The sequence below is a fragment of the Candidatus Amarobacter glycogenicus genome (assembly GCF_016704105.1).
Taxonomy (GTDB): domain Bacteria; phylum Chloroflexota; class Dehalococcoidia; order Tepidiformales; family Tepidiformaceae; genus Amarobacter; species Amarobacter glycogenicus.
Genome location: NZ_JADJAT010000020.1, coordinates 446609 through 469810, shown reverse-complemented (window position 1 = coordinate 469810; position 23202 = coordinate 446609). Strand labels below are relative to the sequence as shown.

Below are 23202 nucleotides of genomic sequence, written 5' to 3'. Positions count from 1 at the left end.
GGAGAACGCATGACGACGGTACTGATCAATGGGAGGGCAGCGGCGTTGCCAGCCGGGGCGCCGGGTGAGGGGCCGTGGGCTCCGGTCGGGCAGCTTCCGCAACTTACCGGCTGGGAACTGAAACCGGAGGGGGCATGCCTGGGTGACCTTTGCGTGCCGCTGCCAGCTGGTGACAGATTCGTCAGGGATGGCTGGTTCAGCCTCGCCGCGCTCGCGGAATACCTCTCACAGCCGGTGGCGCACGATCCGGAAACCCAAACGTGGTGCATCGGTGAGGCTGTTCGAGACCGAACGAGCGCCTTGGACCCTGCAGAAGCGCCGGACTTCCGGCTGACTGACTACCTGGGCATGGAGCACCAGCTCACGGACTACCGGGGGAGGAAGGTCTTCCTTGTTTCGTGGGCGTCCTGGTGAGGATGCCGGCATGACCTGCCCGTGTGGCAGGCGCTCCAGACGGAACTCTCCGGCACGAACTTCCAGGTTGTCTCGGTCGCCTTCGAGAGCCGCGGCATCGAGGCGGCGCTGCCGTACATCGAGGCAGCGAAGCCGACGTACCCGTGCCTGATCGACCGCGAGCACGCGGTCGCCGCGCTGTACGGCATGCTGAACGTCCCGATGGCGGTGTGGATCGACGAGGATGGCCAGATCGTCCGGCCGCCGGAACCGGCAGGTTCGAGCGATGCATTCCGAAGGATGGACCGGGCGACGGGGCGGATGGCCGCTGAGGATGTAACGGAGCTCCGGGCGACGAAGGCGGCCTACCTGGATGGTCTGCGCGAATGGGCCCACATCGGCAGCCGCTCCTCGTGGGCACTCAGCCCGGAGGAGGTACGCCGCCGGACGGCCGGCCCGACGGCGGAGCAGGCCCTCGCTCGTGCGCACTTCCAGCTGGGCGAGTACCTGTGGGAGCACGGCGCTCCAATCCGGGCACGAGCGCACTTCGACGAGGCGATCGTCCTCCACCCCGAGAACTGGGCGTACCGCCGGCAGGCCTGGGACCTGGAGGAACAGGGAAAGTCGATGGGCCCCGAGTTCTGGAAAGCGGTCGAAGCGCTTGGGGAACGGCGCTATTACCCGGAAATCCAGACGCCGTAGGCATCGACCTTCGGGGCCTCAAATCTCACACCTCCAGGCGAGGGCGCTACGCCCCGGTCGCGCCCGTGAGGAAGTGCCTGGGGACATCGCGGAACATGAGGTCGATGGTCTCCTGGGGGACGCCCTGGGCGACCAGCGCCGGGGCCGCGACGGTGGTGCAGAAGAGGTACCGAGTCGGGCCTGAGGCTGATGGACGTTCGGCGCCCCTGACGACCGGGGCGGGGGCGTAGTCGTGACCGAGCATGAGCTTGTGCGCCCAGCCGCGGTCGATGAGGACTTTCAGGGTGGTGTTGCGTTGTTCCCAGTTGGGGCGGCCGGGAGCTCCCGGGTAGCGGTCCATCGAGAGGTAGGCGCCGGTGCGGAGGAGTTCCTCGAGGTAGTCAGCGTCGGTGCTATCGGCAGAGTGGCCGATGGCGATGCGGTCCATAGGCGCACCTTCTTCGAGGAAGACTTCGACCTGCCGGCGGCCGACCTCTTCGGGCGCCCACTGGTGGGTCGAGATTGGGCAGCCGGTCCTCCTGCAGGCACGCGCAGCCCCGCGAAGAATGCGCTCGGCTTCGGGCGTGACGCCGCCCATATCGCTGGCGACTTTTATGCAACCAGCCTTGATCGTGGTCTCGCCGATGCCCACTTCGATCTCGCGGACGAAGATGTCCGCGATCTCATCGATGTCGCGCATCCAGAAGGAGCGGGGGACATCGCGCCAGATACCGGTGGCGACGATGACGTTGACGCCGGAAGCGGCGGAGACATCGCGGATGAATTCGACATCGCGGCCGAGGTCCGGCGTTGTGAGGTCGATCAGCGAATCGATACCCCCGGCCTTCGCTTCGGAGAGCTCCTTGATCGATTGGAGACGGGTCGCCGTCATGTCGTAGCGCCAGGGGTAGTGGGCGATGTCTTCGCCCATGCCGACGAGGACATGTTCGTGGCTGAGAGTGGCGCCGAGATTGGCTGCGTCGATGGGTCCGAGGGCGGTTTCGATGGTTGGCATGGCTCTCCTCCGGGGGAGGAGCATTGTGGGACGAATCGCTGCCGGGCGTCGAGCGGGCAACGGCCGTCCTGGCCGAGCACGCAACTGAGCAGGCGCTAGTTGCAGAGACAAATACCGGGGATCGGCGCGGCGGGTAAGGCCGATTTCGGCCGGCCCTCAGGGGTTCCCCGAGGGTGGGGATGCAACGAAATTACGAACCTATTGGCAGAAAGGGCCCCTGCCGGAACGGGAAAGGCCAGGGAGCTGTATCGGGTAAGTTTGACCGTGAAAGTGAATCTACGAGAGAAGCTCATCGGAGGTTTCGCAGTCGTCGTCCTCCTCCTCGTCGCGGTGGCGGCCGTGAGCCTGATCCGGCTCAACGAGGCGATCAACCGGACGGACGACATGTACGCAAGGAACGTCGGGATCCAGCAGGTGCTCCTCTCCAACCGGTTCTTCATCTCGTTCGCGAGAGACCTGCGCACCGCCGTGATCACCCAGGACGCTGCGGCGCGGACCAAGGCGATTGACCAGGCGAGGAGCTGGAGGAGGGCACCAAGGCGTTCGCCGCCTACGGTGCCGTCCTCACGAGCGAGGCCGAGAAGCAGGCGTTCGCGGAACTCAAGCAGCGGGTCGACCAGACCACGGCCCTCGGGGCATCGACCTTTGGGGCCGGTGACGTGCAGGGCGGCTGGGCGCTGGAAGTTGGGCACATGCCGCTAGTCGTGGAACAGAACACGATGCTCGACAAGGCCGGGCAGCAGCAGTCGGACCTGGCGCTGGCCGCACGCGATGCCTCGGCGAGTGCGGGAGCAACAGCGCAGAAACTGGTCATCGCCCTTACGGTGGTTGCCGCGATCCTCGGGCTGGGCATCGCCCTGTTCATGGCGAACTCGATTTCTTCGGGCGTGAACGGTGTGGCGAAGCGGCTGAAGAACATCCAGGAGAAGGACTTCCCGAGCCTGGGCCGCGCACTGGCTGCTGTGGCGGGTGGCGACCTGACGGTTTCCGTGACGGCCTCGACCGAGCGTGTCGGCCGGTACGGTGGCGACGAAGTTGGAGAGGCGAGCCGGGCGATCGACGGGCTGATCGACGGCTTCGAAACGACCACGGGAAGCTACAACAAGATGCGGGCCGAACTCGCTGAACTAATCGGGAGCGTGAAGACGAACGCGAGCAGCATCCTCAACGCGAGCGACCAGCTGCGGGAAGCCTCGGACCAGATGGCTGGAGCGACCGGCCAGATCGCATCGGCGATCAACGAGGTCACGCGGTCGGCGGTCTCGCTTTCGGGGATCTCCCAGGAGTCCGCGCGAGAAGTCGAGCGGGTCTCCGCCGGGTCCCAGGGAGTGGCGACGGCAGCGCGCTCCAACGCCGATTCGGCGCTGGCCTCGAAGGCGGAAGCGACGGAGATGAACGAACGCATCCTCGCGGTCGCGGCGGCTTCGGAAGAGGTTGCGCGATCGGCGGAAGACAGCCGCGGGGCCGCGGTCGCGGGCCAGCAGGCAGTCGGGCAGGCCGTTGCCTCGATGGAAGCGATCGCCGGCGCGGTGGAACGGGCTTCGCGGACGGTTGACCTCCTCGGCGAGTACGGCCAGCAGATCGGCGACATCGTGAAGGTGATCGACGACATCGCGAGCCAGACCAACTTGCTCGCCCTCAATGCGGCGATTGAAGCTGCCCGGGCGGGCGAACAGGGCCGTGGCTTCGCTGTTGTCGCCGAGAACGTCCGATCTCTCGCTGAGCGATCTTCTGGTTCGACGAGGGAGATCGCGGACCTCATCGCTCGCGTGCAGCAGGGGACGCGCGAAGCGGTGGACGCGATGGCGAGCGGGGTGAAGGACGTCGGCGAAGGGCGGGAGATCACGTTTGAAGCCGGAAAGGCACTGGATTCGATCATCGTCTCGGTGCAGCAGTCGGCGGTGCAGATGCAGCGGATCGCGGGCGACGTCCAGGACCTTGCCTCGGGGGCGCAGCGCATCGTCGCGGCTTCGGAGGAGATGGCGGGCCTGGCGGAAGAATCGGCGCGGGGCGCCGGCGAGATGGCACAGGGGACATCACGCGTGACGGACGCGATCATCCAGGTCTCGGCGACATCGGAGGAGACATCGGCTTCGGCGGAGCAAGTCTCGGCTTCGACGGAGGAGCTTTCGGCGCAATCCGAGGAGTTCGCGGCCACGGCCGGGCAGATGCGCGACCTCGCGGAAGCGCTGAACCAGGCGGCGAGCCGATTCCGGACCGCCTGAGCGAAGCCGGACGCAGAACGAAGGCGCGCGGTTCCCCCGAGCCGCGCGCCTTTGTTGTCCCGGGAGTGGGACGGCGGCTCAGCCGGTCGAGATTGCCGCGACGCCTGCGAGCGCGAGCGCCGAGCCGGTGATTCGCATCGCGGTAAACCGTTCCTGGGTGAACAGGCGTGAAAGGACGAGGGTTTGGACTGAGTAGAGCGACGCGAGGACGGAGGCGACGGCAAGGTTCCCTCGGTTACTCGCCAGGGCGTATGCGCCGTTCGCGGTGACATCGATAAGGCCGACGGCGGCGAGCTTCGGCAGATCCCGGCCGGGCCAGACGAGTGACGAGGTAAGGAGCCCGGAGGCTCCAACGAAGACGGTCCCGCCGAAGCGCGCGGCCGCGATGACGACGATCGCGTCGCCGTCGGTTTGCGTCCCGCGGTCAACGAGGATGAAGAACACACCGAAGCCGATGGCGGCACCCAGGCCGAAGAGCACCGGCCGCAGATGGTGGCTGGAAGTGAAGCGGGCTCCTTCCGGGGGAGCGAGACGAGCACGGTCCCGGCGAGGGCGAGGGCGATGCCTGCATCCTGGAGGCCGGAGGGAGCATGACCAGTGGCGAAGGCGAAGGCGACGGGTACGACGGCGCCGCATGCCGAGAGCGGGGCGACGACGGCGGACTCGCCGGTCGCGAGGCCCTGGTAGAGGGCCATCCCTCCGAAGCTGGTGAAGACGCCGGCGGCGAGCCCCCAGGCGATGGCTTCGGCGCGGACTTCGGGGCGAACGATGGCGGCGACGAGGAGGGAGGGCGAGCAGGCTGGACGACTGGGAGACGAGGCCGACGGTGAAAGCGGGGTACTTCCGGGTGAACCGCCCGCCGAGGAAGTCGGACGTGCCCCATGAAAACGCGGCGCCGAGCCCGAGGAGGATGCCCATCGGGTTGTCAGGCTACGGGAGTGGCGAGGTAGGGTCAGGCGGGGCCGGGAGTCTCCCAGTGGCGGGGGAGGCCCATCCGGTCGTAGAGGTATCCCCAGGTGGATGGATGGTTCGTGCCCACTTTGACGAAGCGATCGACCCGATGCGGCGAGAGCGAGACTGCTCCGCGGGCGGCTTCACTCGTTTCGGCAGCGAAGATGCAACGGCTGGTTGCGCGTTCGGGATCCCAGTACGACCGGAGCCAGAGGGCGCAAGCAACTCCCTCGGCGTGGGGCGCGTTCGCGTGGAGCACATCCGCGCTGCTCGAGCCCTGTGGGAAGGTCCGTTCCGCGAGGAACAGCGACCAGCCATCCGGAGCGCTGTCTATCCCCGGTCCGCTGGAGGCACCAGGCACCTCCTCGACTTCGCGGACCTCGTCGTAGTCGAGGCGGCAGAGCCGCTGCTGGATGCCGAGTTCGAGCGCATCTGGCCCTCGGTAAACGCAGAAGCCAAAGCTGGACCTGCCGAACGAACGGACCCAGTCGTATCGAGGTTCGTTCCACGCCATGGCGAGGAAGTGGACCATCCCGAACTCCGGATCTTCAACCTCGGATGTCTCCTGGTACGTGCGCGAGACTACGAAGAGCGGCATTCGGACCTTCCTCCTTTCCTAGTCCTCGGCGGAGCTGGGATCGATGGGTTCGAGGACGGCTTCGAGATCCGCTTCACGAATCCGAATCGACTTCATCCCGGCCAGCCGGGAGGCGGGAAGCTTACCAGAGCGAATCCATGCGCGAATAGTCTGCACGTGGACACCCAGATACTCAGCGGCCTCGTCGGTGCTGAAGAGCCTGCCCGAGGCGGGGCGGGCTCCGCGAGACCCCGATGAAAGCTCAGAGATGTACTGCTCGACGTCCTGAGGGGTGACGCCTAGCTCTCCGAACACTCGAGCGGGCAGGTCCTTGCCCCAATGCATGAAGGTCAGGAGGGTTTCGCGTTGGCCGGGGGAAACTTCCGAACTCCGGAAGAGGTCCCACCCCAACTTCCCGAGGGCGATGGACTCCTCTGAGGCCAGAGGGTACTCCGGCCCTCCATCTCCGCGGGGGTGGGTACGGAGAAGGATGTCCTCGAGGACGTCGACATCGAGGGTAATGGGACCGAAGCGGAAGAAGCCGAACTGGCTGCACGCCTTGAGGAAAGCGACAAACGCGATGTCGGGAGTGAGAGCGGCGAAGTCGAGCGCTTCCGTGAGCTGACGCTCGATGCGTTTCGCTTCGACCCGCCAGGGCGCGCTGCCCTTGATGGCGGCGGCGGCGGCGTCTTCTGAGGCCATGCCCAGAGTGTGCGCCTATCATGAGGACAACGCAACACGCATGATTCCGCAGTTGATCCTCTTGACATCGGGGAATTTCACCGCGTAGAAAGGGCGCCAACCAGGGGTTTGCCACGTTTTCTGCGCAGCAAACCGAGAAAGGAAATCCCGGCATGACAACGGCAACAGCGATGGACCAGGACAAGGCGGCGGCGTTCGGCGGGCGGATGATGGAGATGATCTCGAGCGGGACGCTGATGATGATGACGAGCGTGGGCCACGAGGTTGGCCTTTTCGAGACGATGGCCGGCATGCGCCCGGCCACGAGCCAGGAGATCGCGACGGCCGCGGGCCTGAACGAGCGGTACGTGCGCGAGTGGCTGGGAGCGATGACGACGGGGCGCATCGTCGACTACGACCCGGTGGGCGCGCGGTTCTCGCTGCCGGCTGAGCACGCTGCGTCGCTCACGACAGCTGCTGGACCGGTGAACATGGGCCTGTGGGCGTGGTCATTCATCGGGTTTGGCGAGACCCTGGACAGCCTGGCCGAGTGCTTCCGGAGCGGCGGCGGCATCCCTTACTCGAAGTTCACGAAGTTCCCCATGGTAATGGCGGCAATCAGCGCGGCGAACTACGACGCGTCACTCATTTCCACCACGCTGCCCCTGGTGCCCGGACTGGTCGAGCGTCTGAAGGCCGGGATTGATGTGGCAGACGTCGGCTGTGGCAGCGGACATGCGATCAACCTGATGGCGAAGCAGTTCCCGAACAGCCGTTTCACCGGCTTCGACTTCTCGGAAGTGAGCGTCAACGCCGCCCGGGAAGAGGCCCAGGGGCTGCGGTTGAAGAACGCGCGGTTCGAGGTCAAGGATGTGGCGACGCTTTCCGGGCCGCCGGCCTACGACTTCATCACCGCGTTCGATGCGATCCACGACCAGGCGCACCCGCGGAAGGTGCTCAGGGGTATCGCCGATTCGCTTCGCCCTGGCGGGACCTTCCTCTGCGTGGATATCGCCGGTTCGAGCAACCTGCACGAGAACATGGACAACCCGATGGCGCCGATGATGTATTCGGCATCGACGATGCACTGCATGACTGTCTCGCTCGCCCTCGGCGGCGAAGGTCTCGGGAACATGTGGGGCGAGCAGAAGGCCCACGAGCTCTTCCGCGAGGCAGGCTTCACGAACATCGAGACGAAGCGGATCGACAGCGACCCGAGCAACAACTACTACATCTGCCGCAAGTAGCCACAGGGTATCGGACGAGGCAAAGAAAGGAACGAAAAACACCATGGCAACGACCTATATCGGGTACTGGCGGCCGGCGGCCGACTCTCCGGTGAACGAGGCACGGCGCAAGACCGGGGCCAATCCCCCGGAGCTGGACAAGAAGCGCCGCGAACTCCCAGCAAGCCTCCCGCCGACGTGCAAGATCCTGGACTCCTGGTTTGTCCTGGGACCGCCCCAGCGCGCTGGTGGTAGAGGCGGAGAGCATCGCCGACATCGGCCACATCACCACCTACTACGCCGGCTGGCTCGAGTTCGATTGGCACCCATGCATGGCGATGCCTCGAGACTAGCGGCAGCGGCGGCCAGCGGCAGCCCGCTCGAATTCGACCAGCACCCCCTGCGGGTCGTATCTCGGCGCCGGCAGCGGCGGGGCAGTTGCGAAGGCAGATGTTGGCGCCTTCGCGCTGCCTGGCCGCCTTGCACCCACGACTCAAGCATTCCTGGAACAGCGGAGGTAGAGCATGAGTGCACCAGCAAGTGACCGCGCGATGGCGCTCCAATCCCTGCAAGCAGCGGCTGTTGGCGGATTGGTCACCGGACTGTGCATCCGGCTGGGCGGGCGCCTCGGCCTGTACCAAGCGATGGCGCAACGGGGCCCGATGACCGCAGCCGACGTCGCGGCCGCGGCCGGGCTCAGCGAAGCGCTTCGTCCTGGAGTGGCTGCGCCAGCAGGCTTCCGCCGGTGTCCTTGTTTACAGCGAAGACGGCCGGTTCGAACTCGACGAGCCGGCGCGCGGAATGTTCCACGATACCAACAGCCCCTCCTTCGTCGCCGGGATCTGGGACGACCCACGAAGGTTCGTTGAAATGTTCGAGAGCGCCGAAAGACGCGTTCCGGACCGGCATCGGCAAGTCGTTCGGTGAGATCCAGCGCCACCCGGACCGAACAGGTGGCAATGCGTAGACCGCTTCAAGTGTGGGCAAGGAACGCGCTCGTCCAGCAGGCACTGCCGCAGCTCCCCGGCGTCGTGGAGAAACTCAGGGACGGTGGTGCTGCTTGCGATATCGGCTCCGGTGCGGGGCGGCGCCGCTGGCGATCGCTGCGGCGTTCCCGCGCAGCCGCGTGGTCGGCTACGACACCTGGGACGCCGTGCTGGAGCTGGCGGAGGAATCTCGCGCGGAGGCCGGGCTCACCAACGTGTCATTCGACAACCCGGAACGGACTCCGCTCCCGGAGACGCCGGAGTTCGACCTGGTGATCACCGCCGACATGCTCCATGACCTGCCGCGGCCAGACCTGATGGCCGCGTCGGTCAGGAAGCTGATCAAGCCGGGGGATGCTGGTTCATCATCGATCCGGACCCGCGCACCGACCTTCGACGAGGACCGCCGCCAGCCACAGGCGGCTAACCAGTATGGGTTCTCGTTGGCCCTCTGCCTGCAGTCGGGTACCGCGACCCCGGACGGGTGGGGACTCGGCCTGAGGGGCCTGCCGGAACCGGCGATGCGGGAGCTGGTGATGAATGCCGGGTTCAGCGAGTTCGAGCGGGTCCAGGGAATCAGCCACCCGATGAACGCCTACTACGTGGCGCGGCCGTGAAGCTGGCCGTGCCCCTAACGGGTAGGTACGACGGGGCTGGCGACATGGCTCCGTGGCCAAGAACGACCGGGTGACTATTCCTCTTCGTCGAGCTCGAGGGGGATCGTCTCGTTCAGGACCTGCTCGTCGTCGTCGTGGGCGCCGTTGGCGTTGGCGCTGACGTCGGTCACATCGCGTCCTCGACCGGGTCGGACATGGTGAAGGCTGCGATGCTGGCGACCTGGTCGCCTTCGTTGACTTTCATGACGGTGACGCCCTGGGTGTTGCGGCCGATGAGGCTGATCGAATCGACGCGGGTGCGGACGACGATGCCGTCGCGGGTAACAAGCATCAGGTCTGGCCGGGCTCGACCACGCGGCAGGCGGCGACGTTGCCGGTGCGGTCGGTGATGTTGAGCGTCTTCACGCCCTGGCCGCCGCGGCCCTGGACCGGGTATTCGCTGAGGCGCGTGCGCTTGCCGAAGCCTTTTTCGGAGATGATGAGGAGCTGTTCGCCATCGTCGAGGGTCTCGACGCCGACGACGTAGCCGCCTTTAGCGAGCTTCATGCCGCGGACGCCGCCGCTGGTTCGGCTGGCCTGGCGGAGGTCATCGATCTTGAACACGATTGCCTGACCTTCGCTGGAGACGAGGATGACCTGGGTGCTTTCGGCGGCCATGCGAGCGGCGATGAGCTGGTCGGTTGGTTCGAGGTCCATGGCGATCTTGCCGTTGCGGCGGACCTCTTCGAACTCCTTGAGGAGGGTCTTCTTGATTTCGCCTTCGCGGGTGGCGAGGAGGATGAAGTCGCGGCTGTAGTCCTTGACGACGAGGATGGCGGTGACGCGGTCGCCGTTCTCGATTTCGATGAGGTTGACGATGGGGAGGCCCTTGGCCTGCTTTTTCGTATCCGGAACGTCGTAGCCGCGGAGGTGGTAGACCTTGCCCTTGTCGGTGAAGAAGAGGAGGTTGTCGTGCGTGTCGCAGACGACGAGCTTCATGACGGCGTCTTCTTCGCGGGTGGGGGCGCCCTTGGCGCCACGGCCCCCGCGGCGCTGCTGGCGGAACTCTTCGAGGGGCATGCGCTTGATGTAGTTGCGGATGCTGAGGGTGATGACGCTGTCCTGGTGGGCGATCAGGTCTTCTTCGCGGAAGTCTTCGGGATCGGCTTCGACGATTTCGGTGCGGCGGGCGTCGCCGTACTTCTTCTTGAGGTCGATGATGTCGTCGCGGACGACGAAGTCGATCTTGCGAGGTTGGCGAGAAGGTCTTCGAGTTCGGCGATCTTCTTGATCAGCTCTTCGTACTCGCTGAGGAGGGCGTTCCGTTCGAGGGCGGCGAGGCGGCGGAGCTGCATATCGAGGATTGCGCGGGCCTGCAGCTCAGTGAAATCGAAGGGGTTGGCGCGTGCGAGTTCGCGGGCGGCGGCCGGGGCGTTCGCGGGGAGCCGTTCGGCGAGCACGGTGCCGGTACCCTGGAGGAGTTCGAGGGCGTTGTTGGCGGATTCTGAGGCGCGGATCGTGATGATCACGGCGTCGAGCAATTCGATGGCTTTGAGGAGGCCCTGGAGGATGTGTTCGCGTTCGCGGGCCTTCGCCAGCTGGTGTTCGGCGCGCCGGCGGATGACTTCGCGGCGGTGGTTGATGAAGAGTTCGAGGGCGCGTTTGAGGCCGAGCCGGCGGGGTGCGCCATCGACGATCGCCATCATGTTCATGGAGAAGCTGGAGCGCATCGCGGTGTGCTTGAAGAGCAGGTTCTTGACCTGGGCGACGGAGCCTTCCTTCTTCAGTTCGATGACGATGCGCATGCCGGTGCGGTCGGACTCATCGCGCAGGTCGGCGATGCCTTCGATCTTCTTGTCGCGCACGAGGTCGGCGATTTTTTCGACGAGGAGGGCCTTGTTCACCTGGTAGGGCAGTTCGGTGACGATGATGGCGGTTCGGCCGCGAGTCGATTCCTCGATGGTGGTGCGGGCGTGCATGACGACGCGGCCGTGGCCTTCGCCGTAGGCCATGCGGACCTGGGAGCTGTCCTTGCCGACGAGGGCGATGCCGTGAGTCGGGAAATCGGGGCCTTTGACGATCTGGAGGAGGTCGTCGAGGGTCGATTCCGGCTTATCTATAAGGAGGGCGATGGCGTCGGCGAGTTCGTTGAAGTTGTGGGGTGGGATGTTGGTGGCCATGCCGACGGCGATGCCGCTGGAGCCGTTGAGGAGCAGGTTGGGGACGCGGGCGGGGAGGACGCTCGGCTGCTCGTGGCGGCCGTCGTAGTTGGGTTCGAAGTCGACGGTGTCCTGGTCGATATCGGCGAGGAGTTCTTCGGCGATGGTGGAGAGGCGCGACTCGGTGTAGCGCATGGCGGCGGGGGGGTCGCCATCGACGGAGCCGAAGTTGCCCTGGCCATCGATGAGGGGGTAGCGGAGGGAGAATTCCTGGGCCATGCGGACGAGCGTGTCGTAGACGGCCTGGTCGCCATGGGGGTGGTACTTGCCCATGACCTCGCCGACGGTCGCGGCGGACTTCTTATAGGCGGTGGTGGCGCGCGAGCCGCCTTCGAACATGCCCCAGAGGATGCGGCGCTGGACGGGTTTGAGGCCGTCGCGCACATCGGGGAGGGCGCGCGAGACGATGACGCTCATGGCGTAATCGAGGTAGCTCGTGCGCATCTCGTTTTCTATCTGGACGGGGCGGACGTTCGAGGTGGGCTCGATGGTCAACGGGCTGCTCCGAATCTGGGGCGGGGGAAACCGCTAGTCAAAGTATACCGTTTTGGGGGGCTAAGGGCCAAAGACCGGTGTAAAAGGAAAGGCGGGCGATCGCAGCGGGCCACGCGGATGTGCTATACATGGCATAACCCCCCCGGAGCGGGAGGTTGTGGAGGCGAGCGATGCACCAAGATCTCAGCCCGCAGGAGCGGCGAGTAGTAGCTGCAGTGGCCGAGGGCAAGACGAACAAGCAGATCGCGCTGGAACTCGGGTTCGCTGAGCCAACCGTGAAGAACTACGTGGCGAACGCGATGCATAAGGCCGACGTTGACAACCGAACTTTGCTTGCGCTGTGGTGGCGGCAGCATGAGCAGGCCGCGAACGGGTAGGGCCGATCGATTGAAGGCGATGGGATAGATTCGAAGAGACGAAGTGCCTTTCTTACTACCGTTCATTATCTTGCCGGACGTGGGTAGAAAGGAGAATCGCAATGTTGACAACCAAGTGGAGGCTGGGCCTTGCAATTAGCCTTCTGCTCGCCCCGGCCGCGGCAATCATCCAGGGTGATCGAGCGACCGCTGTGGAGCAGAATGGTACCTATGTGGTCATCTCCCCAAGATCGTCAAGCGCCTGGATTACTAGCCCAGGTAGATTTCACGACGGCGTGAGTTGCTCTGACTGGGAGAAATATGACTCCCCGCAGTTCGATGACGGGACATGCATCAAGGCCGGCCTTATTAGCGGCGATTGGGCGATGGATATCAACGGGTCAGATAATAACTCGGTCTGGATCGACATAAATCCGGCCGGAATCGACGGACAAGGGGCTGGCGGATACTACCGGGTAATCGCCGGGCCTACAGGTACTTGGGATAGTAACTGTACAAACGGTGGGTTTCAGACATTCTACGTTCAGACGAAGACGTCTCAGGGACAGTGGGAACTGAACGCCGAGATCACTCTTGGGCACATCGATACGCTACAGTACTCTGAGACTTCTACTGTGATATCTGAGACAAATGGGCGAGATAACGCAGTAATTGGCTACGTAGCTCCCACAGAAGCCGGCTGCTGGGGAGAACATGTGCACATACAGGTGTACAACTACGAAGATTATGCCCGAGTGTTCGACTGGGATGGACCAAGTAATGCTGCAGACACATCCCTGAGTGGACCCTGCAGTCGCAGCGGAGGAAACTCCAGTGATTGCAATACAGATGTCGCCGCCAATGAAGGTGTGGGATACTTAGGTGGCACCAATACAAGCACGACGGAACTGAACAATCCGTATTTCCCCGACTTTTAGGCAGGTGATTGGGATGAAGATCTACTTGTGGCTCGCCACTATGGCCTGGATGATTCTCCTTTCTGCGAGCTGTGTAAACGAAACCTCTTCCAAAGGTTCTCCGGCCACGTTGAGCCCTGACGACAAGAAGGCCACCGCTGCTGCGACCGAGGCTCCGACTGTTCTGCCGGCTCTCACGAGTTGCCCAACATTGCGGGCAGTGTGCGACTTTTCCCTGGGTTTCGCTCAATCCTTGCAGGCCGGGGAATTGAGTCCTCGTCCGGGATGCCGTGCCGACCACTGTGACTTGTCCGGCCAACGGCACCGCACGGCCTCAGACGGGCGTGTGCTCACTCCATCCGCAGGAAACAATCACCGCTTACGCCGTCGGTGAGAAGTCCTCGCGCTATGAAGATCTCGCTGGCTTCCAGGAGTTCTTGTCAACGTTCGTCGCCTCCGGCACACAACGGACAGCGGCGGCCCGGGCGATTGGGTGCCCCGTGGTGGGTAGCGCCAACGGCGACTGCGGGTCCTTCGCCGCAGCGACGCTCGAGCTCATGGAAGGTGGCAAGCTCGTTGATGTTTTGATCATAGGCATTCTGTTCGACGCCACATCGGGCCCACATCTCGCAGCGGCCGGCCGTTGGACGCCAGCCGACAGCCCCGCGCCCCTTGGCGGCGGGACGGTCAACTTCAACTTCATGGGCGATGGTCATCCTTCTCGGTTCGAGTTTGTGCCCTGGACTCCGTGAACCGAATGGGCTTTCACGCCACTTTTGCGCGGCGTCAAGGGCCTTCGTGCATACCGACGAGGAAAGGGTTGGCCAGGGCCAACCCTTTCGTAGCGTGGAACCCGGCTTCGCGATGGATATCAACAACGGTTGGGTGTCCAGGTCCCAGTACTCGTTTGGCGACCTATCCGTCCAGCCAGGTGGAAGAGGGGAAGGCTTCACCTTTCTTTGCGAAAACTCGAACGATTGTGCGGTCAATACAACGGCGTGGTACGGTGCTTATATAGGAGGCGCGATGGGCTACCAGGCAACGTCCGGATACTTCAATGGAGCGGCTCACTGATGCGCCGCGGACGCCAGGTTGGCGCCGTTACCGCCATCGTTGCCGTGCTGGCAGTCTCCGTCGTCCTCGGCCTGCCCAGCGACGACCGGCAGGGCGGCAGCGCCCCAGCGCTGACCTCCCCGCAGGACGTGATGGCGGAATCCGGCGGCGTCGCCCTCGCCATATCAGGTGCGGAGTTCAGCGGGACGGCGACGTTCATCGAGCTGGCAGCACGCGTCGCAGGCGCAGCCCCGGACAGGGTGACTCGGGTTAGCATCCCGGCCATGGGGTTCGTGTCCGGGAACATGGCGCCGGCCGACCTCACCGCAAGCATCATGCTCATCGCCAATGGCCCCGCGACCATCCAGCGACTGCGTCCCGTGAGCGCTGTTGGCCCCGTCAAGATGGTCGTCTCCTTCGTCGATGTGGATGACGGCCGGGGGACACGCCGAATCTCGGGTGACTGGGTGCTCGAACTCAAGCCGCCCGCCGACCTGACCAAAGCGCTGCGTGTTGAGACGCTCTCGCCCGGCGCCGCGGCCGCCGCCCAGGGCATCACCGTCCGGCCGCTCAGGGCCACGCGCTCCACAACCGAAACGCTGGTGACCGTGGCCCTGGAAGGCCCTCCGGGGATCGAGCAACTCGCGCTCCCATCACTGGTCGGCGCCAGCGTCAATGGGGGCCCCGTGTTCGGCCCACGGATAGCCGGCGGCCCGGGCGAACCGTTGACATTCTCCTTCCCGCCGACCGATTTTGCTGCACCCCTTGAGATCCAGTTCACGGAGTTCATCGCCTCGCCCGCGGCTGGCGGCGGCGCCGCGCGCTGGGTCGAGATCCGCCTCGACTCTCTGCTCGCTCGCCAAGGGGTCACCGGAAAGGGCGGCGAGCAGGCTGCGGTAGACGCGAGCGATATGGTTAGGGCATCGGACGACGAGCCGTTGATCGTTACCGGCATTGGATTCCCGAGCCCATCGGTGAAACTGATCGCGTTCACCCTGGCCGGGTACTTCCCGGGTGCGGATGGCGCGACCCTCACCATCGCTGACGGTTCGAAGCTCCCGCCGTCCGGCTCCGGTTCCCAGACAGGCAGCTCTCCGACGGGCGACATCGGCCAGGGAGCGAGTTCCTTCGTGACTTTCCGGTTCACCGACTTCGCCCAACTGCTCGGCACCGTGCGGCTGACGTTCGCTGAGCCAGGGTCGATACTCCACGACCGATGGAAGGTCGGCTTCACTCCGTAAGGTCTGTTCGACAATCGCAGATCGGCAATCGACAATCGCGGGATGCCGCAATCCGAGATCGCTAGTTCACAATCGGGCTTCTCGCCGCCCATCGAGCCGATGCTCGCGAAGCTCACGCCAGAGATCCCCGATGGGCCGGGGTGGCTGTATGAGCCGAAGTGGGACGGGTTCCGCTGCATCGTCTTCTTCGATGGCGAGGGCGCGCCCTACCTGCAGTCGCGGGACCTGAAGCCGCTGGGACGATACTTCCCGGAGCTGGTCGAAGGGCTCCGGGCAGGTCTGCCGGGGCCAGCAGTGCTCGATGGCGAAGTCGTCATCATGGGTGCGAAGGGGCTGGAGTTCGAGACGCTGCAGTTGCGGCTGCACCCGGCTGAATCGCGGGTGAAGATGCTTTCGCAGCAGACGCCGGCGGCGTTCGTGGCCTTCGACATGCTTTCGGAGGGCGGCGATGACCTGATGAAGACGCCGTTCGGAGAGCGGCGGGCGCGTTTGGAGCGCGCCTTCGAACGGGCGAAGCCGCCGGCCTACCTGACGCCGTGCACCGATAGCGCAGAGACCGCGCGCGACTGGTTCGAACGGTTCGAGGGCGCCGGGTTCGATGGGGTGATCGCGAAGCGGACGAGCGATGCGTACCAGCCGGGCAAGCGTGTAATGGCGAAGATCAAGCACCTGCGGACGGCGGACTGCGTGGTCGGCGGGTTCCGCTGGAACAAGGGCGAAGAGGGCAAATCGGTCGGGTCGCTGCTGCTCGGGCTGTACGGCGAGGACGGAGTGTTCCACCACGTCGGGCACACGAGCAGCTTCAACGCGCAAGAGAAGCGGGACCTGGTGGCGTTTCTCGCGCCGTACCTGACGGACGACGAGGGCGAGAGCTTCGGGACGGGCCGGACGCCGGGCGCGCCGAGCCGCTGGACGAGCGGGAAGGACGTGAGCTGGATGCGTATCCGGCCGGAGCTGGTGTGCGAGGTGAGTTTCGACTACCTGCAGGGTCGGCGGTTCCGCCATGCGGCGACGTTCAAGCGGTGGCGGCACGACAAGCCGCCGGAGGATTGCCGGTTCGACCAGTTCGAGGCGGCGGTACCGTACGAGTTGATGCGGGTGTTCGAAGAGGATTGACCGCGGATGCGGGGATCGCGGATAGTGGCGGCAACAAACCGGGAGGGTGTCTGACAGATGAGTGCGACGACTGTTTCCACGGCATCCACGCGCCTCCCGCACGGCTTCCGCTAGCTTCGCTTTCCGCGTCCGCACCATCGGAACCAGCCGCCTGATCGAGGCGGCTTTCCTGTGTCCCTTTGCGGAAGGATGCGCTTTCCCGATGGAGTCCCGCTTGTCCCAACCTGAATCTGAGGCGCGGTTCGCCAGCCGCGAAACCGATGCCGCCGACATGCGCGCGATCCAGGAGTTCCTGGATGAGGCGCTGGTCAGTGAGGTCCTCAACGTCATCAAGAGCGGGAAGGAGGCGACGGTGTACCGGTGCCGGGCAGACCCGTCGCTGGGGGTGGAGTTCGCGGCGGCGAAGGTCTACCACTCCGCCAATCACCGCTCGTTCCAGCGCTCCGCGGTCTATGAAGAGGGCCGCCAGTTCGGTCCCGGCCAGGTGCAGCGTGCGATAAAGAACCGCTCGGAGTTCGGCCGGGAGGCGCAGCTCGCGTTCTGGGTCGAGCACGAGTTCGAGGTGCTGAGCGCGCTGCATTACGCGGGCGCCGATGTGCCTGCGCCGTTCGCCTGCACGGAGAAAGCGATCCTCATGGAGTTCGTGGGCGACGAGGACGGTGACTCTCCACAATTGCAGTACGCGAGGTTCGCGGACGGCGAGGCGGAGAAGGTGCTCGAACGCATCCTGTGGAACATCGAGCTGATGGTCCGGGAGAACGTGGTGCATGGCGACCTTTCGGCGTTCAACATGCTCTACCACGAAGGGCAGGTGCGGATCATCGACTTCCCGCAGGCGGTCGACCCGCGCAAGAACAGCAGCGCGAGGGACCTGCTCCAGCGGGACATCTCCAATGTGGTGGAGTTCTTCCAGCGGCGGCGGGCGGGGCTGGAGAGAGAGTCCGAACGGATGGCGAGGAATCTGTGGAACCTCTGGAAATACGGGGAGGTGTAGGCGATGCCGTTCCCCGAGGGCTGAAGATCACACCTGCGCTAGGAAGGTGAGGACGCGCTGGATCAGCAGGCCTGATGCCGCCGGGTCGTAGGCTTTGAGACTGGAATCGGTGAAGAGGTGCTGGTCGCCGGGGTAGAGGAAGAGCTCGGCGTTGGCGGCGGAGGCGACGAGCTCGCGCGCGGCATCGATGTCGCCGCCTTCCTCGACGAAGAATGGGTCAGCTTCCATGGCGTGGATTTGGACGGGGACGCCCGCGGGCCATTCGCCGAACTCCGCGACGGGGATGCAAGCGTGGAAGAAGAGTGCGCCTCGCGCACCGGGCCGCGTTTGGGCCAGTTTCTGGGCCGGCATGACGCCCATCGAAAAGCCTGCGTAGACGACGCTCGCCGGGAACGCCTCGGCGGCGCGGGTGCCGCGTTCGAGGATTTCGCCGAATCCGACCTCGCGAGCGAAAGCCATGCCATCTTCGATGGAGGGAAAGGTGCGGCCTTCAAAGAGGTCCGGAGTGTGGACGGTGTGTCCGGCCCGGCGGAGTTCGTCAGCGAACGCCGCGACGCCCGGCGTGAGGCCCTGGACGTGGTGGAAGAGGATGATTTCGGCCATGGGGGACTCCGGGGAGTTGAGGTGTGAGGTGTGAGGTGTGAGGTGTGAGGTGTGAGGTCGAGAGTGTGACGGTATGGGCCGAGACGACCAAGTGCAGTTGGCACACGTGTAGACTCGGATCTCAGTCCTTATGGTCGGATCTTCGCGATGATGTACATCCTCTTCTACGACTACGGCGAGAACGCGCTCGAACGGAGGGCGCCGTATCGCGACGAGCACCTGGGGCTGCTCCAGGAAAGCCTGAAGGATGGCTATCTGGTGATGGCCGGGGCGTACACTGACCCGCTCGACGGCGCAGCGGTTGTCTTTCGGACGCGGGAGGCGGCGGAGGCGTTCGTGACGGTGGACCCGTACGTCAGCAGTGGGCTGGTGACGGGTTGGCGGATCAGGGAGTGGAACGTGGTGGTGGGCGGCTGAGGGAACAGGCCGGGGTAGAGACGGGGCGCTCGTTGGAGCCTCGATCGCAAGCAGCCGGCTATCCTCCCTTACGGTTCGGAGGACGGCGCCTTGAGCCAAGACCGGGGCCTCACACCAGAGGTGGCCCCTGTTCGAACAATGTGTAGAGGATGGCTCCTGCGACCGCCGAATCGGTCGTCAACACGCGCGTGCTCCCGTGATGGGACCAGACATCGGCGGACTGGGCGGCGAGGCCCGCGTCTCGTAGGGCACGGGTTGCCCAGGCCTTGAGGTCGGCCAGCACCTTTTCCTCCGGGGGTTCGGCGCCGACCACGACGTGCACATGGTTGCTGCGGACGTTGAGGGCCAGGAGATCCCACTGGCGAAGGCCGCACGTCCGCCTGATCGAAGTGTCCACGGCCCGCCGTTTCGCCGCGTTGTCGAGCACGGACGGCGCGTTCTTCATGACGGCGCGACGGCGTCGAAGTAGACCGTCGTCTCGCTCGATGCGGGGTTCTCCGAAGTCGCGGTGCTCGCGATCAACCGAGCCTCGGGGATCGCCGTGGAGCCAGGTGCCGTACGTACGGAAGGTGAGGAAGTACACGGGCTCGACCACGCGCGAAAGTCTACAGGGTGTCTCACAGCCCTCGGCGCTTCGCTGGAGGGGAGGGGGGCCGGTCGCTTGCGCTCGCGGTTCCTGGCTCGGGTGGCTGGGGCTTCAGGGCGTTTCGCCTTTTCCTGGGCGGCGGTAGCGGCTGCCCTGGGCACCGTCGGCGCCGGCGCGTTTGGCGCGGGCTTTGCTGGGCTGGACGCGCATTGGTTCGCCTTCGGCCTTGGGGTAGTGCGGCGGATAGGGGGCGTCACCGAGGCCTTCGGCTTCGTGTTTCTCGATGAGCTGGAGAAGTGGCTCCAGTGAATGCGCCCTGGCGTCGATGTTCGCGCCGGGGTCGCCGATTTCGGCGTAGCGCTTCGGTACGGTCTCGATAGTGAAGTCGGCGAGCTCCACGCGCGGCACTTCGTCCCATTCGAGCGGGCAGCTGACCTGGGCGTTTGGCGTGGGGCGGACGGAGTAGGCGGAGGCGACGGTTCGGTCGCGGGCATTCTGGTTGTAATCGATGAACACACCGTGGCGCTCTTCCTTCCACCAGGCGGTGGTGGCGAGGGAGGGCACCCGCCGCTCAACCTCCCGGCCGAAGGCGAGAGCGCAGCGGCGGACCTCGGTGAACGTCCACTTCGGTTCGATGCGGATGTTGATGTGGATGCCGCGGCTGCCGCTGGTCTTCGGGTAGCCCGTGTATCCCAACTCTTCGAGCACATCTTTGCAGTGCATGGCGAGCGTCCGGACATCGTGGAAGGTCGCTTCTGGCGTGGGGTCGAGGTCGATACGCCACTCATCCGGGTGGTCGACATCGTCCGCACGGACGTGCCATGGATTCAGGTCGAGGCAGCCCAGATTGATGACCCAGGCGAGGTCGGCAACGTCGTCGATGACACACAGGTCAGCGGAGCGTCCGCTGGGGAAAGTCACGTGGGCGGTCTCGATGCCGGGTGGGAGGTTCGCAGGGGCGCGCTTCTGAAAGAACGGCGCTTCTCCGGCGCCGTTGACGAAGCGCTTGAGGACCATCGGCCGATTGCGGACGCCGACGAGGGCACCTTCGGCGACGGCGAGGAAGTAGTTCACGATATCGAGCTTGGTGTACCCGGCCGCAGGGAAGAACACCTTGCCGGGGTTGGTGACCTGGACTTCGCGTCCGAGAAGTTCCAGCACGACGGGTTTTTCCGGCATGCAGGAATTGTATACCGCGGGTGGGGGCACCGGACGGCGCGGTGGAGGGAACGGCCGGTGGGTGGCCCGATGTTCCGGAGCCTGGCCGAGGACCTGCTAGGCGACGCCGGCCGGGTAGGTGGTCTTCAGTTTCGCAGTGAGGTCGAAGTAGTCCTGGAACGTCTGGTTAAAGCGGTAGAAGGCGTCGCGCCTGTTGTAGTCCTTGCCGAGGGCGAACTCGGTATCGGAGCGGAGGTCGAGCGAGTTGAGCGTGTACTCGTGTGTGGCGAGGCCGTTCGCCCTGATGTCGTCGAGCATCGCGCGCCAGGCATCGGGCGACTGGACGAGGTAGAAGTCGAGCTCGTCCATGCGGGCGGCATCGACTTCCTTGACGTGGGCGAGTTCGAACGCTTCGAAATCGAGTTCGAAGTAGCGGTCGCCAACCTGGATGCCCATCTGGGTATCGCAGGTGCCAAGACGCTTGAAGCTATCGGACTTGTTTAGAAGGTCGGCGGCTTGCTTGAACCACTCGACAGAAGGGAAATCGGGCATGGTGGTCACTCCGGGGCAATTGGTGGTGATGCGCCGCAGTCTACCCGAAGTCACTAGCGGATTGCCACGAAAAGGGGTTTTACGAGAAGCAGGATGGTCCGGGAGTGAACGAGAGCGTCGCCTGGAGGCCTGCGTTGTCGATGGCGATGGCGCGGTAGTCGGTGCCGTTCTTTCCATTGTTGGCGATGGTCCCGCGCCAGGCGTTGCCGCCGGCATTGACCATGAAGACGGTTCGCGGCGTCCCATCGCTGTCGTTGTAGCGCACTTCGACTGAAACGACAGAACCATCGTCGCTGGCGGTGACGCTCCAGGAACTGGTGCCGGTCCCACACGTACCCGTGGCGCTGCTGATCACCGGCGCGGTGCCGGTGCGCTCGGTGGTCACCGTCACGGTGAAGGAATTGCTGCCCCAGACGACGAGGACGGTCCCGGAGTAGCTGCCCGGTTGGGCCGGGACCAGGGCGTTGTTCACCGAGACGGTGACCGAAGCCGAAGCGTTCGGCCCGATTGTGCCGGCGCCGGAGACCGTCAGCCAGGCGGCTCCGAAGCCCGTCTTCGTGGCCGAGAATGTCGCGGAGCAGGGCGTTTCGTTCACCACCTGGAAGGAACCCGTACCACCCGGGGCGACGGAGACCGAGGTGGCACCTGGAACGAGAAGCGGCACGCAGACGGTGGCCGTTGGCGTGACGGTAGGGACGGTTGTGGGTGTCGCCGATGGCGAGGGCGTGAAGGTCGGAGTGCCGGGACCCGGGGTGGGGGCCGGAGTGTTCGTCCGGGTCGGCGTGGCGGTGGGGACTGTGGTGCCCTGGCCGGCGACCGTGCCCGTGGGGGATGGCGTGGCAGAGGACGGCGTCTCCGTAGCGGACGGCGCGGGCGTGGGTGTGACCGGGCCGGCAGAAGGGCTCTCAGTGGGCTGTCCCGGGGTTTCGGACGGGACGAACAATGCCTGTTGTGACCCATGATCGTCCTTGAGCAGGGCGAGCGGGCTTTGCGGGATGACGAGAAGGGCGACGAGGACGGCGGCGCTCGCCGCAAGCGCCGAAACGAGGAGCTTCGTCCTTCCTCCGAGCCCGGCGTCTGCCGGCCAGCCGTCGGCGGGCCCTGCGGGGCGCAGGCGGTCGTTCGGGCGGGACGTCCCGCCACCGGCCCCGGCGGGGGCGAGCGAGCCGGGCCACTGCTGCATGAGGCCCTCAAGGATGTGGGCCTTCGCGCCGGCGGGCGCGCCGATCGCGCCGAATGCGGCGAACGCGGCGAGAGGAGCCAGCTTCTTTTTGCGTTCTTCGCAGCCGGGGCACAGCGCCACGTGCCGTTCGACGACCTTGCGAGTCTCGGGCGACATGCCCTGGATGTCCGCCTTCTTAAGGACGGAATCCAGCTCGCCACAGTATTGACGGCCGTCTTTGAACATCACGAAGGCTCCAATCGATTCTTCGACGGCCTTCTTCAGACGGTTGAGCATCACGTATCCGTTGTTCTTGGTGACACCCATGACGTCTGCGATCTCACCGCTATCGAGCCCCTGGCGCAGGTGCAGGTCGAGCAGTGAGAGTTGCTTGGGGTCCAACCCGGCGGAGGCTTCCCAGACAAGCGAAGCGACCGCGCTCGCCTGGGCGGCTTCTTCGGGGTCGGAGAAGCGGTCGGTATCGACGACGTCGAATCCGACTTCTTCGCCATCCTCGCCTTCGAAGGTGAGGGGCCGGGTGCGGGAGTTCTTCTCGATCCGGTTGAGGGCGGTGTTGCGCGCGATGGTGAAGATCCAGCTTTTGAAGCTGGTGCCCTTCTGGAGACCACCGAGCGCGTTCATCGCCTTGAGGAACGAGTCCTGGGCAACGTCCGCGGCTTCGTCGCGATTCCGCATCATGCGGGCGACGAAGTCATAGACCGGGTCGAAGTAGCGGGAGTAGAGCTCGGCGAAGGCATGCTGATCCCCACCTTGAGCGAGCTCAATGAGGCTGGAATCGGCGAGCTGTTCCATGCCACTCCTCTACCGCGAACGCGGCGCCAGGCGGGGAAACCCCGAGCCTGCCCGCAGGCCGTCGAGCCGCGGGCTTCGACGGTTAGACCGAACAGGTGGGGAAATCTTACACAGGGGACGATTCACACCCTCGTGCGGCCCCCCCCCCCCCCCCGGCCCGGGGACCGCCCGCCCCCCCCCCCCCCCGGG

Annotated in this window: 22 protein-coding genes and 1 pseudogene; 13 read left to right on the top strand and 10 right to left on the bottom strand. The window is 65.2% G+C overall.

Annotated elements, in window-relative coordinates; genetic code table 11:
• Window positions 1-9: 9 nt before the first annotated feature.
• Window positions 10-1095 carry a ResA-like WAxxUGC motif-containing protein gene (locus IPG14_RS16715; protein WP_343392579.1) on the top strand — a complete coding sequence of 362 codons (1086 nt, stop codon included), beginning with the start codon at window positions 10-12 and terminating at the stop codon, window positions 1093-1095.
• A 46-nt stretch (window positions 1096-1141) separates the two neighbouring features.
• On the opposite strand, the gene IPG14_RS16710 is transcribed toward IPG14_RS16715, so the two are convergent.
• Window positions 1142-2089, bottom strand: coding sequence for a phosphotriesterase-related protein (locus IPG14_RS16710; protein WP_343392578.1), 948 nt, complete (start codon window positions 2087-2089; stop codon window positions 1142-1144).
• 692 nt (window positions 2090-2781) lie between these two features.
• Between IPG14_RS16710 and IPG14_RS16705 the strand changes: the two genes are divergently transcribed.
• Window positions 2782-4314 (top strand): methyl-accepting chemotaxis protein, encoded by a 1533-nt coding sequence (locus IPG14_RS16705; RefSeq protein ID WP_343392577.1) that lies wholly within the window; start codon window positions 2782-2784, stop codon window positions 4312-4314.
• 78 nt (window positions 4315-4392) lie between these two features.
• Here IPG14_RS16705 and IPG14_RS16700 read toward each other — a convergent pair whose 3' ends face one another.
• Window positions 4393-4794: a DMT family transporter gene (locus IPG14_RS16700; protein WP_343392576.1), complete on the bottom strand. Its 402-nt coding sequence runs from the start codon at window positions 4792-4794 to the stop codon at window positions 4393-4395.
• A gap of 110 nt (window positions 4795-4904) precedes the next feature.
• Here IPG14_RS16700 and IPG14_RS16695 point away from each other — a divergent pair, with 110 nt between their 5' ends.
• On the top strand, window positions 4905-5144 hold the full coding sequence (locus tag IPG14_RS16695) for a BatC protein (protein WP_343392575.1): 240 nt from the start codon (window positions 4905-4907) through the stop codon (window positions 5142-5144).
• 122 nt (window positions 5145-5266) lie between these two features.
• Here IPG14_RS16695 and IPG14_RS16690 read toward each other — a convergent pair whose 3' ends face one another.
• Complete coding sequence (locus IPG14_RS16690; protein ID WP_343390126.1) at window positions 5267-5863, bottom strand: hypothetical protein; 597 nt, start codon at window positions 5861-5863, stop codon at window positions 5267-5269.
• Window positions 5864-5881: 18 nt separating this feature from the next.
• A complete protein-coding gene (locus IPG14_RS16685; RefSeq protein ID WP_343392574.1) occupies window positions 5882-6544 on the bottom strand; it encodes a helix-turn-helix domain-containing protein in 663 nt (220 codons plus the stop codon).
• Window positions 6545-6696: 152 nt separating this feature from the next.
• On the opposite strand from IPG14_RS16685, the gene IPG14_RS16680 reads away from it, so the two are divergent.
• The 3 genes from IPG14_RS16680 (at window position 6697) to IPG14_RS16670 (ending at window position 9352) form a co-directional block, all read left to right on the top strand.
• Window positions 6697-7770, top strand: a complete 1074-nt coding sequence (locus IPG14_RS16680; RefSeq protein ID WP_343392573.1) for a class I SAM-dependent methyltransferase — start codon at window positions 6697-6699, stop codon at window positions 7768-7770.
• Between the two features lie 200 nt (window positions 7771-7970).
• Window positions 7971-8102 carry a hypothetical protein gene (locus tag IPG14_RS16675; RefSeq protein ID WP_343392572.1) on the top strand — a complete coding sequence of 44 codons (132 nt, stop codon included), beginning with the start codon at window positions 7971-7973 and terminating at the stop codon, window positions 8100-8102.
• A gap of 707 nt (window positions 8103-8809) precedes the next feature.
• On the top strand, window positions 8810-9352 hold the full coding sequence (locus IPG14_RS16670) for a class I SAM-dependent methyltransferase (RefSeq protein WP_343392571.1): 543 nt from the start codon (window positions 8810-8812) through the stop codon (window positions 9350-9352).
• Between the two features lie 166 nt (window positions 9353-9518).
• Here IPG14_RS16670 and gyrA read toward each other — a convergent pair.
• Window positions 9519-11994 (bottom strand): annotated as a pseudogene (gene gyrA, locus IPG14_RS16665) (DNA gyrase subunit A).
• A gap of 221 nt (window positions 11995-12215) precedes the next feature.
• Between gyrA and IPG14_RS16660 the strand changes: the two are divergent.
• The 6 genes from IPG14_RS16660 (at window position 12216) to IPG14_RS16635 (ending at window position 17722) form a co-directional block, all read left to right on the top strand.
• Window positions 12216-12422: a LuxR C-terminal-related transcriptional regulator gene (locus IPG14_RS16660; RefSeq protein ID WP_343386932.1), complete on the top strand. Its 207-nt coding sequence runs from the start codon at window positions 12216-12218 to the stop codon at window positions 12420-12422.
• 101 nt (window positions 12423-12523) lie between these two features.
• The gene (locus tag IPG14_RS16655; protein WP_343392570.1) at window positions 12524-13339 is read left to right on the top strand and encodes a hypothetical protein; all 816 of its coding nucleotides are present in this window, start codon (window positions 12524-12526) and stop codon (window positions 13337-13339) included.
• A gap of 269 nt (window positions 13340-13608) precedes the next feature.
• On the top strand, window positions 13609-14070 hold the full coding sequence (locus tag IPG14_RS16650) for a hypothetical protein (protein WP_343392569.1): 462 nt from the start codon (window positions 13609-13611) through the stop codon (window positions 14068-14070).
• Window positions 14071-14391: 321 nt separating this feature from the next.
• On the top strand, window positions 14392-15612 hold the full coding sequence (locus IPG14_RS16645; protein WP_343392568.1) for a hypothetical protein: 1221 nt from the start codon (window positions 14392-14394) through the stop codon (window positions 15610-15612).
• 42 nt (window positions 15613-15654) lie between these two features.
• Window positions 15655-16728, top strand: coding sequence for an ATP-dependent DNA ligase (locus IPG14_RS16640; RefSeq protein ID WP_343392567.1), 1074 nt, complete (start codon window positions 15655-15657; stop codon window positions 16726-16728).
• Window positions 16729-16942: 214 nt separating this feature from the next.
• Window positions 16943-17722 (top strand): RIO1 family regulatory kinase/ATPase, encoded by a 780-nt coding sequence (locus IPG14_RS16635; protein WP_343392566.1) that lies wholly within the window; start codon window positions 16943-16945, stop codon window positions 17720-17722.
• Window positions 17723-17749: 27 nt separating this feature from the next.
• On the opposite strand, the gene IPG14_RS16630 is transcribed toward IPG14_RS16635, so the two are convergent.
• Window positions 17750-18544 carry a dienelactone hydrolase family protein gene (locus IPG14_RS16630; protein WP_343392565.1) on the bottom strand — a complete coding sequence of 265 codons (795 nt, stop codon included), beginning with the start codon at window positions 18542-18544 and terminating at the stop codon, window positions 17750-17752.
• Between IPG14_RS16630 and IPG14_RS16625 the strand changes: the two genes are divergently transcribed.
• The gene (locus IPG14_RS16625; protein ID WP_343392564.1) at window positions 18473-18742 is read left to right on the top strand and encodes a YciI family protein; all 270 of its coding nucleotides are present in this window, start codon (window positions 18473-18475) and stop codon (window positions 18740-18742) included. The two genes, IPG14_RS16630 and IPG14_RS16625, sit on opposite strands and share 72 nt — an antisense overlap.
• A 109-nt stretch (window positions 18743-18851) precedes the next feature.
• On the opposite strand, the gene IPG14_RS16620 is transcribed toward IPG14_RS16625, so the two are convergent.
• The 4 genes from IPG14_RS16620 to IPG14_RS16605 all read right to left on the bottom strand — a co-directional run bounded on the left by IPG14_RS16620 (window position 18852) and on the right by IPG14_RS16605 (window position 23013).
• Window positions 18852-19337 (bottom strand): hypothetical protein, encoded by a 486-nt coding sequence (locus tag IPG14_RS16620; protein WP_343392563.1) that lies wholly within the window; start codon window positions 19335-19337, stop codon window positions 18852-18854.
• 102 nt (window positions 19338-19439) lie between these two features.
• Window positions 19440-20507: a DNA polymerase domain-containing protein gene (locus tag IPG14_RS16615; protein ID WP_343392562.1), complete on the bottom strand. Its 1068-nt coding sequence runs from the start codon at window positions 20505-20507 to the stop codon at window positions 19440-19442.
• Between the two features lie 96 nt (window positions 20508-20603).
• Window positions 20604-21038: a hypothetical protein gene (locus tag IPG14_RS16610; RefSeq protein ID WP_343386943.1), complete on the bottom strand. Its 435-nt coding sequence runs from the start codon at window positions 21036-21038 to the stop codon at window positions 20604-20606.
• 79 nt (window positions 21039-21117) lie between these two features.
• Window positions 21118-23013, bottom strand: a complete 1896-nt coding sequence (locus tag IPG14_RS16605; RefSeq protein ID WP_343392561.1) for a sigma-70 family RNA polymerase sigma factor — start codon at window positions 23011-23013, stop codon at window positions 21118-21120.
• Window positions 23014-23202: the final 189 nt, after the last annotated feature.

What these genes read in the sequence shown, in the direction of transcription:
- IPG14_RS16710 (WP_343392578.1), bottom strand. Translation starts at nt 2,089, where the DNA reads ATGCCAACCATCGAAACCGCCCTCGGACCCATCGACGCAGCCAATCTC.
- IPG14_RS16705 (WP_343392577.1), top strand. Translation starts at nt 2,782, where the DNA reads ATGCCGCTAGTCGTGGAACAGAACACGATGCTCGACAAGGCCGGGCAG.
- IPG14_RS16695 (WP_343392575.1), top strand. Translation starts at nt 4,905, where the DNA reads ATGACCAGTGGCGAAGGCGAAGGCGACGGGTACGACGGCGCCGCATGC.
- IPG14_RS16690 (WP_343390126.1), bottom strand. Translation starts at nt 5,863, where the DNA reads ATGCCGCTCTTCGTAGTCTCGCGCACGTACCAGGAGACATCCGAGGTT.
- IPG14_RS16685 (WP_343392574.1), bottom strand. Translation starts at nt 6,544, where the DNA reads ATGGCCTCAGAAGACGCCGCCGCCGCCGCCATCAAGGGCAGCGCGCCC.
- IPG14_RS16680 (WP_343392573.1), top strand. Translation starts at nt 6,697, where the DNA reads ATGACAACGGCAACAGCGATGGACCAGGACAAGGCGGCGGCGTTCGGC.
- IPG14_RS16660 (WP_343386932.1), top strand. Translation starts at nt 12,216, where the DNA reads ATGCACCAAGATCTCAGCCCGCAGGAGCGGCGAGTAGTAGCTGCAGTG.
- IPG14_RS16655 (WP_343392570.1), top strand. Translation starts at nt 12,524, where the DNA reads ATGTTGACAACCAAGTGGAGGCTGGGCCTTGCAATTAGCCTTCTGCTC.
- IPG14_RS16645 (WP_343392568.1), top strand. Translation starts at nt 14,392, where the DNA reads ATGCGCCGCGGACGCCAGGTTGGCGCCGTTACCGCCATCGTTGCCGTG.
- IPG14_RS16640 (WP_343392567.1), top strand. Translation starts at nt 15,655, where the DNA reads ATGCCGCAATCCGAGATCGCTAGTTCACAATCGGGCTTCTCGCCGCCC.
- IPG14_RS16625 (WP_343392564.1), top strand. Translation starts at nt 18,473, where the DNA reads ATGATGTACATCCTCTTCTACGACTACGGCGAGAACGCGCTCGAACGG.
- IPG14_RS16615 (WP_343392562.1), bottom strand. Translation starts at nt 20,507, where the DNA reads ATGCCGGAAAAACCCGTCGTGCTGGAACTTCTCGGACGCGAAGTCCAG.
- IPG14_RS16610 (WP_343386943.1), bottom strand. Translation starts at nt 21,038, where the DNA reads ATGCCCGATTTCCCTTCTGTCGAGTGGTTCAAGCAAGCCGCCGACCTT.
- IPG14_RS16605 (WP_343392561.1), bottom strand. Translation starts at nt 23,013, where the DNA reads ATGGAACAGCTCGCCGATTCCAGCCTCATTGAGCTCGCTCAAGGTGGG.